Annotated in this window: 6 protein-coding genes; 3 read left to right on the top strand and 3 right to left on the bottom strand. The window is 75.1% G+C overall.

The window, feature by feature from the left end:
• Window positions 1–5: 5 nt before the first annotated feature.
• Window positions 6–2,837 (top strand): AAA family ATPase, encoded by a 2,832-nt coding sequence (locus ABZU32_RS30470; protein WP_354840510.1) that lies wholly within the window; start codon window positions 6–8, stop codon window positions 2,835–2,837.
• A 102-nt stretch (window positions 2,838–2,939) separates the two neighbouring features.
• Here ABZU32_RS30470 and ABZU32_RS30465 read toward each other — a convergent pair whose 3' ends face one another.
• From ABZU32_RS30465 to ABZU32_RS30455, 3 genes are all read right to left on the bottom strand, one after another.
• Window positions 2,940–5,195, bottom strand: coding sequence for a M4 family metallopeptidase (locus tag ABZU32_RS30465; protein WP_354927418.1), 2,256 nt, complete (start codon window positions 5,193–5,195; stop codon window positions 2,940–2,942).
• Between the two features lie 502 nt (window positions 5,196–5,697).
• Window positions 5,698–6,675, bottom strand: coding sequence for a glutathione S-transferase family protein (locus ABZU32_RS30460; RefSeq protein ID WP_354840516.1), 978 nt, complete (start codon window positions 6,673–6,675; stop codon window positions 5,698–5,700).
• Window positions 6,672–7,682 (bottom strand): DMT family transporter, encoded by a 1,011-nt coding sequence (locus ABZU32_RS30455; protein ID WP_354927416.1) that lies wholly within the window; start codon window positions 7,680–7,682, stop codon window positions 6,672–6,674. The genes ABZU32_RS30460 and ABZU32_RS30455 overlap by 4 nt, the downstream gene beginning before the upstream one ends.
• 347 nt (window positions 7,683–8,029) lie before the next feature.
• Between ABZU32_RS30455 and ABZU32_RS30450 the strand changes: the two genes are divergently transcribed.
• Both ABZU32_RS30450 and ABZU32_RS30445 read left to right on the top strand, forming a co-directional pair.
• Window positions 8,030–11,203, top strand: coding sequence for an ATP-dependent DNA helicase (locus ABZU32_RS30450; protein ID WP_354927480.1), 3,174 nt, complete (start codon window positions 8,030–8,032; stop codon window positions 11,201–11,203).
• Between the two features lie 68 nt (window positions 11,204–11,271).
• Window positions 11,272–15,222 carry a UvrD-helicase domain-containing protein gene (locus ABZU32_RS30445; RefSeq protein WP_354927478.1) on the top strand — a complete coding sequence of 1,317 codons (3,951 nt, stop codon included), beginning with the start codon at window positions 11,272–11,274 and terminating at the stop codon, window positions 15,220–15,222.
• The last annotated feature ends 11 nt before the right edge of the window (window positions 15,223–15,233 follow it).

Genomic DNA, 15,233 nt, shown 5'->3' with positions numbered 1-15,233 from the left:
AGTGGATGAGCGGCGTGCCCGCGCCCGCACTGGTAGGCCGCGCCTCCGAGTTGCGGGCTCTGATCGACGCGATGACCCGCCCGCCGGCCGTGGTCCTCGTCGAGGGCGAGGCCGGCATCGGCAAGACGCGTCTGGTCCGCGCCGCGCTCGGCCGTCTCGCCTCGGGCGACCGGGTCGTCCTGCTCGGCCACTGCCACCAGATCCGCGAGCCCTTCCCCTACGGCCCGGTGTTCGAGGCCCTGCGCGACATCGCCGGCCGGCTCCCTGAGCCCGGGGCGCTCAACCCGGTGACCGGCGCCCTGCGCGGTTACCTGCCCGAGCTGTCCGGCGCGCTGCCGCCGTCACCGCCCCCGCTCGAGGACCCCCGGGCCGAGCGGCACCGGGTGTTCCGCGCCATCCGCGCACTGCTGGCCGCCGTCGCGCCCGCCGTCCTGGTCATCGAGGACCTCCACTGGGCCGACGACGGCACCCGCGATCTGCTGCGCTTCCTGGCCGACCAGCCGCCCGCCGGGGTCGCCCTCGTGGCCACCTACCGGCGCGAGGACCAGGGCGCGGGCCGCTCGCCCCTCGGCCGCGCCTACCGCCACCAGCCCGACACCACCAGCGTCGTGGTGCCGCTCGCCCCGCTGGACGTCTCGGACGTGGCGAGCCTGGCCGGGGCGCTGCTCGACAGGTCCGACCTGTCGTCCCGGTTCGTCGAGCGGCTGCATGAGCGCACGGCCGGCATCCCGTTCGTCGTGGAGGAGGTCGTGCGGTCCCTGCCCGGCGCGCTGGACCCGGACGCGCTCGACCGCGTCGCCGTGCCGCTGCTGCTGCGCGAGGCCATGGCCGACCGCATGGCCGGGCTGTCGGCGGCGGCCGTCGGCGCGGTGCAGGCGGCGGCGCTGCTGCGGCTCCCCGCGGGTGAGCAGCTACTCACGGCCGTCGGCGGCACCTCGGCCGGGCTGGGCGAGGCGCTGCGGGCCGGGGTCCTGCACGAGCACGCGGGCGGCCGGTACGGCTTCCGGCACGCGCTGGCCCAGCAGGCGGTGTACGACGCGATCCCCGGGCCGGAGCGCAGGTCCGGGCACGAACGGGCGATGGGCGCGCTGCTGGCGATGGACTCCCCGCCCATGGTGCAGCTGGCCTTCCACGCGCGGCACGCCGGCGACACCGAGGCGTGGCTGCGCCATGGCACCGCCGCCGCCCAGCAGGCCGCCGCCCTCGGCGACACCGCCGTGGCGGTCGAGGTCATCGAGGGCATGCTGGACGACCCCGGCCTGCCCGCGCCCGAACGCGGCCCGCTCGCCCTGATGCTCGGCCGCTTCGCGGCGACCGGCCTGTCCCACCAGCGGGTGGTGCGGCTGCTGCGCCACGTGCTGCGGGACGACTTCCTGTCCCGCGACCTGCGCGCCGAGGCCCGGCTGAGCCTGGGGGTCGTGCTGTCCAACCAGGCGGGCGACACCGCGGCGGGCCGCCCCGAGATCATGGCGGCCTGCGCCGAGCTGAGCCACCGGCCGACCCTGGCCGCCCGCGGCTGGGCCAGCTTGGCCATGCCGGGGTGGGGCGTCGAGCCGCTGGCCAAGCACCAGGAGTGGATGGAGCGTGCCGAGGCGCTCGTGGCGACCGCCGACGACCCCGAGCTGACCGCGGCCGTCCTGGCCAACCGGGCCTCCCTGGAGATGATCATCGGCTCGCCCCGCGCCTTCGCCGTGGCGGCGACGCTGCCCTCCGGCGACCCGTCGACGGCGGTCCGCCGCGAGGCCGCCCGCGCGTACTGCAACCTGCACGACTCGGCGACGACGCTCGGCCACTACGCCGCCGCCGAGAGGTTCGGCCGGGAGGGGCGGCGGCTGGCCGCGGAGACCGGCGCGAAGTACCCCGCCTACCTGCTGGACGTCTCGACCATCCGCAGAGAGTGGCTGACCGGCCGCTGGGAGGGCCTGCGCGACCGCGCGGCCGCCCTCGGGGAGCTGGCGACCGAGACGCCGCTCATCGTGGTGGACCTGTGGCTGGTGCTGGGCTGGCTCGCCGTGGCCACCGGAGAGTGGGACGAGGCAACCAAGCACTTCCACAGCGCCGGCCTTGACGCGCCCGAGGCGCGGTACGTCCCCATCGTGCTGGCCGCCGCAGGTGGGATGATCGAGCTGCACCTGGCCCGCGGCGCGCTCGACCGCGCGGTCGCCGAGGCCGAACGGGCGGTGGGCCTGCTGCGCCGCAAGGGGGTCTGGGTGTGGGGCGCCGGCCTGGTGCCCTCGGCCGTCGCGGCCATGGTCTGGGGCGGGCGGACGGGCCGGGCCGCCGACCTGGTCGCCGAGTACGCCCGCGGCATCGCCGGGCGCATCGCGCCCAACGCCGACGCCGCGCTGGAGGTGGCACGCGGCGCCCTGGCCGCCGCCGAACGCCGGCACGCCGACGCCGCCGCCCGCTACGCGCAGGCCCGCGAGGCCTACACGGCCATGCCGCAGCCGTACGCGGCGGCGCGGGCCGGCGAGGGGGAGGCGAGGGCCAGGCTCGCCCTCGGCGACGGCGGCGCCGCAGCGGCCTTCACCGAACTGGCCGAGCGGTACGGCGAGATGGGCGCCACCCACGACGCCGCCCGGTGCCGGCGCGTGCTGCGCGACATCGGCGTGGAGATCCACCTTCCCCGTCCGCGCGCCAACCGGCCGCTGCGCAACGGCGCCGGCGCGCTGTCGCAGCGCGAGCGGGAGGTGGCCCGGCTGGTCGCGCTCGGCCGCACCAACCGGGAGATCGCGGACGTGCTGTTCCTGTCCAGGCGCACGGTCGAGAGCCACGTCGCCACCGTGCTGCGCAAGCTCGGCGTCCGCTCCAGGACCGAGGTCACTCTGCCCGTCTGACCGAGATGTCCAGGCCGGGGAGGCGCCGGCGCGCCGGCGCCGCCGGGCACGCAGAAGCCCCCGGGACCAGGTGCGATCTCGGGGGCCTGGAAGTGCGCCGGCCTAGACGGTGATGGTCCAGGTGTCCAGGTAGCCGGTGTCGAGCAGGTAGTTGTCGGTGACCTCGAGCGCCCACTGGCCCGCCGCCACCTGGCTCACGGCGACCGAGTAGGTGCGGGTGCCGAAGGACGCGCAGCTTCCGCTGCCGCTGGACTTCAGCGTGTAGTAGGTTCCGCTCGGCCCGCGCAGCCGGATCCCCAGGTCGTACGCGCAGGGGTGGGAGATGGTCACGCTGACCTGCACCGGGGATACCGCGTTCCCGCTGGCCGTCGAGGTGACCGGGCTGGTGACCGTGGAGCCGTCGTTGATGGTGTAGTCGGTGCCGTTGGTGAACGTGCGGGTGCCGGAGGTGCCCGTCACGGTCAGCGAGTACACCGCGGTGTGGGTGGCGCCCGTCCCGGTTCCGGTGATCGTCACGCTGTAGGTGCCGGCCGGGGTCGAGCTACTGGTGGAGATGGTCAGCGTGGACGACGAGCCCGAGGTGACCGAGGACGGGCTGAAGCTCGCGCTCGCGCCGGAGGGCAGGCCGGACGCCGACAGCGCGACCGTCTGCGCGCTGCCCGCGGTGGTCGCCGTGGCGACCGTCGAGGTGGCCGACGAGCCCGGGGCCACCGAACCCGCGGTCGGGCTCAGCGTCAGCGAGAAGTCGTTGCTGGAGCTGGGGGTGCAGGACGGCTCACCGGACTGCGCGGGCACGTTGATCGAGTTCCACGCCGCCTTGGTGGTCGCGCACTCCGTGCTCGTCGCGCCGTACAGCTCCACGGCCGCCGCGAGGGAGGCCGAGCGGATGTTGGCGTACCGCCAGCTCGACGTCTTGCGCTGCAGGGCGCCCATGTAGATCTTGCCGGCCTTCTGGATGCCGAGACCGGTCACCGAGGAGGGGCCGCTGGAGCAGATCGGGCTGTTCGGCTTGCCGCCGCCCGGCGCGGAGCCCTCGGCCAGCAGGTAGAACCAGTGGTTGAGCGGGCCGGCCGCCGAGTGCACCTCGGTGCTCGGGATCGAGGACGACCAGCAGTTGGGGTCGCCGGCGAGCGACGGGTTGTACATGTACCTGATCGGCCCGTCCCCGACGAGGTTGACCTCCTCGCCGACCTGGTAGTCCGGCGGGTCGTTGGGGTTGTTGGCGTAGGCCTCGGTGAGCGAGCCGAAGATGTCGCCGGTGGACTCGTTGATGCCGCCGTTCTCGTTGCCCGAGCCGGCGCCGCCGGGGGTGGTCTGGAAGATCGCGTGGCCGAACTCGTGGGACACCACGTCGATCGGCGTGGCCTGGCGGGCGCCGTCCTGCGAGTGCCCGAAGTTGGTGTAGCTGCCGTTCCAGTAGGCGTTGACGTCGTTCAGGCCCACGCGGGTCGGGAAGCCGCCGCCGCTGCCGTTGATGCCGTTGCGGCCGAGCCACGAGCCCAGCATGTCCCACTCGCGCTGGACGCCGTACAGGGCGTCGACGCAGGCGGTCTCCAGGTTCGTCCCCGAGCCGTTGCCCCAGGCGTCGTCGGTGCCGGTGTACGCCGAGCCGTTCTGCCCGCCGCAGCGCAGGCCGCTGCGGGTGGAGTCGGTCATCGAGTACGAGGTGCCCGAGCCGCTGGTGTTGATCGTGACGCTGCCGTAGTAGTAACCGGTGCCTGTACCCGCGCGCACGTCGTCGTAGGAGTCGGCGATCTCGCCGGTGGCGGCGTCGACGAAGACGTGCTGGATGCTCGGCTTGCCGGCGGCGATGCCGGAGACCGTCGCCTCCCACGTCAGGCGCGGCTTCTTGCCCCAGGCGAGCATCACCAGGCGTGGGGCGGCGCTGTCGTCCACCCGCTCCAGCTTGGTCTTGGCGGTCGCGGTGGCGCTCTCCGCGCTCACCGCAGGCGTGGTCGACAGGCCGGTGGGCATGGCGGCGGAGGCGGCCGCGGTGTCGCGCACCCGTCCCGAGGAGTCGGCGATCACGACCGCGTCGCCGCCGACCACCGGAAGGCCCTTGTAGGAGCGCTCGTAGGCGACGGAGTAGACGCCGCCCGCGCCGGCGGTCACGTTGGTGCGCTTGTAGACCTCGTTCAGGCTCAGCCGGAGGTCGTCGAGGCCGCTGGCCACGGCCTGGTCCGCGGCGGCCGCGGCACGCTGCGACGGGTCCGCGGCGGCGCGCTCGGCCGCGGCGACGGAGGAGTTGACCTCTTTCTTGGCCCCGGGCGAGGGCTTGGCGCCCGCGGGGGTGGCGGGTGCCACCACGGCGACCGTGGCCACGCAGGCCACGGCGGCCAGTAGAGCTCTGCGCCTCATGCGCGTTCTTCCTTTCTCTGCCTCCCACCTGCGCCGGTCGCCGGTCGGGCGGGCACGGCCGTCGCACCGCAGGGGGGTAGCCCGGCGGCATGACAGGTGGGATTGGGGGGTGATGAGAGAAATGAATGGCGAGCCCGGCGGACGGAGCGGTATGGGCGGGGGGTCTGGCCGCGCCATCCGCCGGAGAACATCTCCCATGGCGGGAGCGACGGCTACGGCGGGAGGGGCGGGAATGTCACGTCAGGGCGCTCCTGTTCTCGCGTCCCGGGCCGGGAGCGAACCGGCCCGCGCCCGAGACGCTAGGTGCGCGCGTGAGGCTTGAACATCCGTAGGTACATCCGTACATGTACGGAAAAATGCTCTGAAGTGGCTCTTATCCGGGTGGAGAGCATGCGGGAACAGCGCGCGGGAACAGCGCGCCACTCTTCGGCCGGCTGATCGCGGGCCGGGTGGTGGAGGGCCGGGTGGTCAGGGGCTGGGGGTCGGGGGACGGGCGGCTCGGTCAGCCGCGGCCGTGCGGGGCGGTCCAGTCGGTCAGCGGACCGGCCGGGACGATGCGGGACGGGTTGATCTGAGGGTGGGTCTGGTAGTAGTGCCGCTTGATGTGGTCGAAGTCGGTCGTCCCGCCGAAGGCCGGGCGCTGGTAGAGATCGCGGGCGTACGCCCACAGGTTCGGGTAGTCGACCAGGCGGCGCAGGTTGGCCTTGAAGTGGGTGACGTACACCGCGTCGAAGCGCACCAGCGTCACCCACAGCCGCACGTCCGCCTCGGTCAGCCGGTCGCCGAACAGGTACCGGCCGGAGGCGAGGCGCTCCTCCAGCTCGTCCAGGGTCGCGAACAGGGCCTGGACCGCCTCGTCGTAGGGCTGCTGGCCGGTGGCGAAGCCGCAGCGGTACACCCCGTTGTTGACGGTGGCGTACACCCGGTCGTTCAGCTCGTCGATCTGCGGCCGCAGGTCGGCGGGGTAGAGGTCGACGGAGGTGTCGGCCCACCGCTCGAACTGGGTGCCGAGGTCGATCGAGATGTCGGGGAAGTTGTTGCTGACGATGCGCCCGCTCTGGCGGTCCCAGAGCACGGGGACCGACACGTGCCCGTCGTACCCCGGATCGCTCGCCTCGTACGCCTCGCGCAGCAGGGTGAAGCCGTTGACCGGGTCGGCCGTGTGGCCGGGGCCCTCGCGGAACGCCCAGCCGCGCCCGTCGCGGACCGGGTCCACGACCGACATCGACACGACGTCCTCCAGCCCCTTCAGCGCCCGTACTATGACCGACCGGTGCGCCCAGGGGCAGGCCAGCGACACGTAGAGGTGGTAGCGGCCAGGCTCGGCCGGGTACCCGCCGCCGCCGTCGGCGCTCACGCGGTCGCGGAAGCTGTACGGCGGGCGGGTGAACGCGCCGGTCGCGCTGGTGGACTTCTTCAGGCCGTAGTCCCCGTGGACGGTGAAGTCCACCGGGCTCGCCACAGCTGCCGTATCTGTCACCGAGGTGCTCCTTCCTGGCCGGCACAGGGCCTCCCGCTCAGGACTACACCATCGCCGCCCGGCTCGCGCGGCGGGGCCGCCTCCGGGCGGCGGCGCGGGCGCAGCCCGAACACCAGGCCGGCGACGACCAGCGCCGCGCCCGCGATCTCGGCGCCGTTGGGCCGGCCGGTGCCGAGGACGACGGTCCCGACGATGGCCCCGACCGGCAGGCAACCGGAGAACAGCCCCGCGCGCTCGGCCCCGAGGCGGGGCAGCGCGTCGTACCAGCAGAAGAACGCGAACGCGGTCACCACGATCGCCAGGTAGACCAGCGCCGTCGCCTCGCCCGCCGTGGGAACGCGCAGCGCCGCCCGTCCGTCCACCGCCACGCCCGCCACCAGCAGCAGCGGCACCGCGGCGATCGTCGCGTACGCCGAGACGCGCACCGCGCCCAGGCGCGCCAGCAGGGGGACGGCGAGCAGCGAGAACCCCACCTCGCACGCGAGCACGCCCAGAGCCAGCACCACGCCGAGGGGCGTGCCGCCGCCGAGCCCGGTGGCCACCCCGGCGCCGCCCGCCACGATCGCGGCCGCCGCCACCAGGTGCGGGGTGGGCCGTCGCCGCTCCATGAGCGGCCCGGCGAGGGCGAGGACGACCGGCACGGTCGCGACGACCGTCCCCACGGTCGCGGGGTCGGCGTGCCGGGTGGACTCGATGACCAGGACGTTGAAGACGGCCAGCCCGACGACGGCCAGCAACGTGATCAGCCCCATCTCCCTGCCGGTCAGCCGCAGGTGGGGCAGCCCGCGCGCCCGCATGACCGCCAGCAGCACCAGCCCGCCCAGCGCGTAGCGCAGGGCCTGGCCGCCGTAGACGGGGTAGTGGTGCAACGCCGGGGACACCGCGGTCAGCGTCCCGACGCAGAACATCGCCGTCGCGGCGCCCGCCGCGCCCCGCGCCCGGCCCCACCGGCCGGCCGCCGCCCGCGCGCCGCCGGGCGGCCGGCCGTTCTGCTTCCGCGGTCCCATGGCCACCGCGCTCCTTTCCGCGTGGCCGGTCGGGTGCCCCGCGGGGTCCGGCCGGTCGGCGCTCTTCCTGAACGGTTCCGGTCCGGTCAGCCTGGCAACAGAAGGGCCGGGTCAACAGGTCCAAACGCGTGCCAACCCGCAGGGCCAACGAATGACCGGCGCGGTCGGCGTGTCGGATCGGCGATGCGGAGAATGCCTCGATATCGTGACCTGTCGCCCAGGTCGGCGGCCGGATCGGGCACCGTACCGCTCGAGTCGGCACGATCTACACCTGTGGTCTGGTGGAATAGCGTGCTGTGAGTGGTCAGACGTACCGGCTGGTGCGGCGGGGAAGCGCGGGGCAGGCGATGCCTCCTGCTCTCGACGAGCACCAGCGGGCGGTCGTGCGCCACCAGGGCGGCCCGCTGCTCGTGCTCGCGGGCCCCGGCACCGGCAAGACCACCACGATCGTCGAGAGCGTCGTCGACCGCGTCGAGCGGCGCGGCACCGACCCCGAGCGGGTGCTCGTCCTCACCTTCAGCCGCAAGGCCGCCGAAGAGCTGCGCGAGCGTATCACCGCGCGCATGCGCCGCACCACGAGAACGCCGCTCGCGCTCACCTTCCACAGCTACGCCTACGCCCTGCTGCGCCGCGAGGCCGTGCTCGCGGGCGACCCGCCCCCCCGGCTGCTGACCGGCCCCGAACAGCTCTTGGAGGTCCGCCGCCTGCTGCACGGCGAGCTGGAGGACGGCGCGGCGCAGTGGCCCTCCGGCATGCGCGAGGCGCTCAAGACGCGCGGCTTCGCCGAAGAGCTGCGCGACTTCCTCGCCCGCGCGGCCGAACGCGGCCTGGACGGCGACGACCTGGTCGTCCTCGGCCGCGAGCACGGCCGGCCCGACTGGGCGGCGGCCGGCCGGTTCGCCTACCGGTACGCCGACCGCTTCGACCTGGACCCCACCCCAGCCCTCGACTACGCCGAGCTGATCCGCGCCGCCGCCGGCCTGCTGAACGACGTGGAGGTGCGGCGGCGCGAGCGCGCGGCCTACGACGTCGTGTTCGTGGACGAGTACCAGGACACCGACCCCGCGCAGGAGTTCCTGCTGCGGCGCCTGGCCGGCGACGGCCGTGACCTGGTCGCCGTGGGCGACCCCGACCAGTCCATCTACGGCTTCCGGGGCGCCGACGTGCGCGGCATCCTCGGCTTCCCCGATCGGTTCCGCACCGCCGAGGGCCGCGAGGCGCCGGTCATCGCGCTGCGGGTGTGCCGCAGGAGCGGTCCCGATCTGCTCGCCGCCTCGCGCCGCGTCGCCGCCCGCCTGCCGGCCCCGCCCGCCGTCCCCGGCGCCGAGCCGCCTTCCTCGCCCGCGCGCTCGCGCGGTGACGGCCATCGCGAGCTCACCACCCCCGAGGGCGCCGACCCTGGCGAGGTCCGGGTGCTGCTGGCCGACAGCGAGAGCCAGGAGGCCGCCGTGGTGGCCGACACCCTGCGCCGCGCCCACCTCCTCGAAGGGGTGCCCTGGAGCCGCATGGCCGTCCTGGTGCGCTCGGCGAGCCGGCAGGTGCCCATGCTGCGCCGCGCGCTGCTCACCGCCGGAGTGCCGGTCGTGGTGGCCGGCGACGAGGCGCCGCTGGTCCAGCAGTCCGGCGTCCGGCCGCTGGTCACCCTGCTGCGCGTGGCGCTCCACCGCTCCGCGCTCGACGTCGCGACGGCCGAAGACCTGCTCACCGGCCCGGTCGGCGGCACCGACGCCATCGGCGTGCGGCGCCTGCGCCGTGCGCTGAGGGCCGCCGAGCTCGCGGCGGCCTCCGCGGACGACGGCACGCCGCAGCCGCCCCCGCGCTCGTCCGACGAGCTGCTGGTCGCGGCCCTGCGCGACGTCCGCGAGCTGGTCCCGGTCGAAGACCACGTCGCCGCCTGCGCCGAGCGCGTCGCCCGGCTGATCGCCGTCGCCCGCGAGGCGGTCCAGCGCGGCGACACCGCCGAGGAGGCTCTGTGGGCGGTCTGGCAGGCGTCCGGGCTGGGCGACGCCTGGACCGAGGCCAGCATGGCCGGCGGCGCGCGGGGCGCCCAGGCCGACCGCGACCTCGACGCCGTGGTGGCGCTGTTCGACCAGGCCGCGCGGTTCGTCGACCGCCTCCCGCACGCCGGGCCCGAGGTCTTTTTGGACGACCTGTCCTCCCAGGAGATCCCCGGAGACACCCTGGCCGAGCACGCGCCCGACGGCGAGGCCGTCCGCGTTCTGACCGCCCACCGCTCCAAGGGCCTCGAGTGGGACATCGTGGTCGTCGCCGGCGTGCAGGAGGGCGTCTGGCCCGACCTGCGCCTGCGCGGGTCGCTGCTCGGCGTCCAGGAGATGGTCGAGCGGGCCGGCGGCTCCGCGCTCGACGGCGCCGACGCCGCCGGGGCCGCTCTGGCCTCCAAGCTGCTGGCCGAGGAGCGCCGGCTGTTCTACGTGGCCGCCACCCGGGCCCGCCGCCGGCTGGTCGTCACCGCCGTCGGCGGCGAGGACACCGACGAGCGGCCCTCGCGGTTCCTCACCGAGCTGCTGCCCGGCGCCGTCGAGGAGGCCGCCGTCGACGACCGCGCCCGCTGGCTCAGCATGTCCGCCCTGGTCGCCGACCTGCGGGCCGCCGTGTGCGACCCCGGCAGGCCCGAGCCGATGCGCCGCGCCGCCGCCGCCCACCTGGCCCGCCTGGCGCGGGCGGGCGTCCCGGGAGCCCACCCCGACGAGTGGTACGCGCTCACCCCGCTCTCGGACGACCGTCCGCTGAGCTGGCCGGAAAACGTCGTCCGGGTCTCCCCGTCCGCGGTGGAGAACTTCACCAAGTGCGGGCTGCGCTGGCTGCTCGAGACGGCCGTGGGCGCCTCGGGCACCGACATGTCCCGCAGCCTCGGCAGCGTCATCCACGCCATCGCCGTTCTCGCCGTCGCCGGGCAGGAGGGCGACACCCTGGGCAAGCGGCTGGACGAGGTCTGGGGCGACCTCGACTTCGGCGGGGTGTGGTTCAACCGCAAGCAGCGCCAGGTCGCCGAGCAGATGGTCGCCCGCTTCCTCGCCTGGCACGAGCAGAACCCCCGCGAGCTGGTCGCGGTCGAGGAGGCCTTCACCGCCGAGCTGTCCGACGGCGTGCACATCCGCGGCCGGGTCGACCGCGTCGAACGCGACGGCGAGGGCCGGGCCGTGATCATCGACATCAAGACCGGCACCACCAAGCCGTCCGACCAGGACCTCGACCGCCACCCCCAGCTCGGCGTCTACCAGCTCGCCACGCTGCTCGGGGCGTTCGAGCGCCACGGCATGACCGAGCCGGGCGGCGCCGCGCTCGTGCAGGTCGGCAAGGCCGCGGGCAAGGAGGCCAAGGAGCAGCGGCAGGGCGCGCTCGGCGACGACCCCGACCCCGGCTGGGCCAAGACGCTGGTCAGCACCGTCGCCACCGGCATGGCCTCCGGGGTGTTCACCGCCACGGTCAACGACGGGTGCCGAACCTGCGCCGCCAAGGCCAGCTGCCCCGTCAACGACGGCGGAGGCCAGGTGTGCTGACGCCCCCTCCCGACCCCTCCCCGCGCCCGTCCTCACCCGCGGCCGGGCCGGACGACACCAGGCCCGCGCTGATCAGCCCCGCCGAGCTGGCCGAGAAGCTCGGCATCCCGCCGCCCACGCCCGAGCAGGCCTCCGTCATCGAGGCGCCGCTCGAACCGACCGTCGTCGTCGCCGGCGCAGGGTCGGGCAAGAGCGAGACCATGGCCGGCCGGGTGGTCTGGCTGGTCGCCAACGGGCTGGTCCACCCCGAACACGTCCTCGGCCTCACCTTCACCCGCAAGGCCGCCGCCGAGCTGGCCGCCCGCGTGCGCAAGCGGCTCTCCCGCCTGGCCGAGGTCGGCCTGGCCCCGGCCGAGCTGCTGGAGGCCGAGCCGACCGTCTCGACCTACCACGCCTACGCCGCGCGGCTGGTCACCGACCACGCCCTGCGCGAGGCGATGGAGCCGACCATGCGCCTGGTCAGCCCGGCCGTCTCCTGGCAGATGGCGGCCCGGGTGGTCGGCCGGTACGACGGCCCGATGGACCGCGTCGACCTCGCCCCGCCCTCGGTCACCGCCGCGGTCCTCGATCTGGCCGGCGAGCTGTCGGAGCACCTGCGCTCCCCGGCGGAGGTCCGCGAGATCGGCCACTGGCTGGACGAGCGTTACGCCCGGCTCACCGGCCGCCCCACCCTGTCCCAGCGCCGGCCGGTCCGCACGCAGGACATCCGCGAGCAGTTCCTGCCCCTGGTCGAGGCGTACGAGCGCGAGAAGCGCCGGCGCGAGGTCATCGACTACGGCGACCAGATGGCGCTCGCGGCCCGCATCGCCGACCGCCACCCCGATGTCGGCATGATCGAGCGCGGCAGGTTCTCGGTGGTCCTGCTGGACGAGTACCAGGACACCAGCCACGCCCAGCTCGTCCTGCTGCGCGCCCTGTTCGGCGGCGGCCACCCGGTGACCGCCGTGGGCGACCCCTGCCAGTCGATCTACGGCTGGCGCGGCGCCTCCTCCGGCAACCTCAAGCGGTTCGTCCACGACTTCCCGACGGCGACCGGCCGGCCCGCCCCCGTGCGCAGGCTCTCGGTCAGCTTCCGCAACGGCGAGCGGGTGCTCGACGTCGCCGCCCGCGTGCAGGGCCCGCTGCGCGCCGAGGCCCGCGAGGTGCCCGTCCTGGTCCCCGGCGGCAACCGCGTCGCCCGCGGGCGGGTGGTGTGCGCCTTCCATGACACCGCCGAGGACGAGGCGGCGTGGGTCGCCGACGGCGTGGCCCGCATGCTCGGCAGGGAGATCGCCCCGGACGGCCTGCCGTGGGGCGAGGGTGAACGCGACAAGCTACGCGACAAGCTCAAGCCGGGCGGCACGTGGGGCGGGGCCATGGCCCTGCAGCCGCAGGACGTCGCGGTCCTGGCGCGCAAGCGGGCCCAGTTCCCCGCGCTGCGCCGGGCCCTTGAGGCGCGCGACATCCCGGTCGAGGTCGTCGGGCTCGGCGGCCTGCTCACCGTCCCCGAGGTGGCCGACCTGGTGGCGACGCTCCGCGTCCTGTACGAGCCGACGGCGGGCGACGCGCTCGTCCGCCTGCTCGCCGGGCCGCGCTGGCGCATCGGCCCCGCCGACCTGAAGGTCCTCGGCGACCTGGCCAGAGAGCTGACCATGGCCACCCGCCGCGGGCCGGCGGCCGACGACCCGCTCGAACAGGTCGTCGTCGACATGCGCGAGGAGCGCGGCAGCCTGGTCGACGCTCTCGACGAGCTGGCCGACCGCTCCGAGTGGCTCGAACGCTTCTCCCCGCTCGCCCGCGCGCGGCTGCCGCGCCTGGCGCACGAGCTGCGCGTCCTGCGCGCCCACGCCGGGCAGCCGCTGCCCGACCTGATCGCCGAGATCGAGCGGCGGGTCGGCCTGGACGTCGAGGTGGCATCCCGCGGCGGCGGGCCGCTGGCCGCCCGCGCCGACCTGGACGCCTTCCTCGACGCGGCCTCCCGCTTCGCCGGCGACGCCGAGGACCCGACCCTGGGCGCCTTCCTCGCCTACCTCAAGGCGGCCGAGTCGGAGGAGTTCGGCCTGGAGGCCGGGCGGGTGGGCGAGACCAACAGCGTCAAGCTCATGACCGTCCACGCCTCCAAGGGGCTTGAGTGGCCGGTCGTCATCGTGCCGGGGCTCTCGCAGCTCACCACCCAGCGCGGCGGCCTGGCCAAGGGCAGCGTCTTCCCGGCGACGCCGGCGACCAACTCCCGGTGGACGGAGAACCCCCGCAAGCTCCCTTACCCGCTTCGCGGCGACCGGGCCGACCTGCCGGCTCTGGAAGGGCTGGAGAAGGACGACCTGGCCGAGTTCGACGAGCGCTGCCGCGAGCGCGACCTGATGGAGGAGCGGCGGCTGGCCTACGTCGCCGTCACGCGGGCCCACTACCTGCTGATCGCCTCCGGGTACCGCTGGGGGTCGGCCGCCAGGCCGCTGGAGCCCTCCAGCTTCCTGCGGGAGGTCCGCGACTCCTGCGGGCAGGTGGCGTACTGGGCGCCGGACGTCGAGGAGGACGCCGCCAACCCCCTGCTGGCCGAGCCCGCTTCGGCCGCCTGGCCGGCCACCCCCGAGGGTGAGCGGTACGAGGCCGTCCGCACCGGCGCCGACATGGTCCTGGCCGCCCTCGCCGCCTCCCCGCACCACTCCTCGGGCGCGTCCCCCGGCCATACGGCCTCCTCTGGCGTGTCTTCCGACCACCCGGCCTCCTCGGGGGCGTCTCCGGATGGTCCGGCCTCCTCGGGGGCATCTTCGGATCGTCCGGCCTCGTCCGGCGTGGCCTCGGACCACCCCGTCCTCTCGGGCGCGTCGCCTGACGGCCCGGCCTTCTCCGGCGGCTCCGAGTCGCCGGGCGGGCCCGTCGTCGCCGCGGGGGTGGGTGCTCCCGGCGGCCCTGCCTCGCCCCCGATGGCGGTCCCTGCGGTCCCGGCGGACGACTTCGCATGGGAGGAGGTCCCCTGGGACGACGACGTCCCGGAGGACTTCCCCTGGGATGACCTGCCCCTCGACGACGCCGTCGCCGAGGATCTCCCGCCCCTGGAAGATCCCGCCGAGGACGACCTCTGGCCCGAGGTCCCCCCGCACACGACCTCCTGGGACGCCCCTCCGCCGCCGTCCCCGCGTCCCGGCGCCGTCCTGTCCGACGCGGCGTCCTCCGACGGCGCTCGCTCGGAGGAGACGTCCTCCGACGAAGTCCCCTCCGACACGGTCTCCTCCGACACGGCCTCCTCCGACGGCGCCCGCTCGGACACGGCGCCTTCGGGGTCGGCGTCCTCCGACGCGGCGACCTCGCGGGCCGCGCCGTCGCTGGACGACCTTCCGCTGAAAGAGTGGGAGCGCGAGCGCGTCCGGGCCTGGGCGCGCGACACCGAGCTGCTGCTCCGCGAGCGCGAGCAGAGCAGGCGGCGCGGCGGCGCGGTCGTGGAGCTGCCCGCGCATCTGACGGTTTCCTCGCTGGTCACCCTGGCGGCCGACCCCGCGGCGCTGGCCCGCCAGATCCGCCGCCCGCTGCCCCACAAGCCCGCGCCGCTCGCGCGCAGGGGCACCGCCTTCCACCGCTGGCTGGAGGGACGGTGGGGCCAGCAGCGGCTGATCGACGACTTCGAGCTGCCCGGCGCCTCCGACGAGCTGTCCGGCGCCGACGCCCAGCTCGCCGAGCTGCAGTCACGGTTCGAGGAGAGCCCGTGGGCGGCTCTAGAGCCGGTCGACCTGGAGGTCCCCTTCGAGACGATGATCGCCGACCGGCTGGTGCGCGGCCGCATGGACGCGGTCTTCGCCGACGGCGACGGGTACGTGGTCGTCGACTGGAAGACCGGCGAGCGTCCGCGCGGCGGCGCCGCCAGGGCCGCCTCGGTGCAGCTCGCCGCCTACCGCCTGGCCTGGTCGCACCTCGCCGGAGTTCCCCTGGGGAAGGTCGGCGCCGCCTTCCACTACGTCAGGGCCAACCAGACCGTCCGCCCGGTGGACCTGCTCGACTCCGCCGGCCTGGTCCGCCTCATCGAGTCGGTTCCCAAGGACGGGTGACGGCCGGGCCG

It is taken from the genome of Sphaerisporangium sp. NPDC005288, assembly GCF_040607475.1.
Taxonomy (GTDB): Bacteria; Actinomycetota; Actinomycetes; order Streptosporangiales; family Streptosporangiaceae; genus Sphaerisporangium; species Sphaerisporangium rhizosphaerae.
Note: the sequence above shows the minus strand (reverse complement) of the source record. Positions and strands in the feature narration are given on the sequence as shown.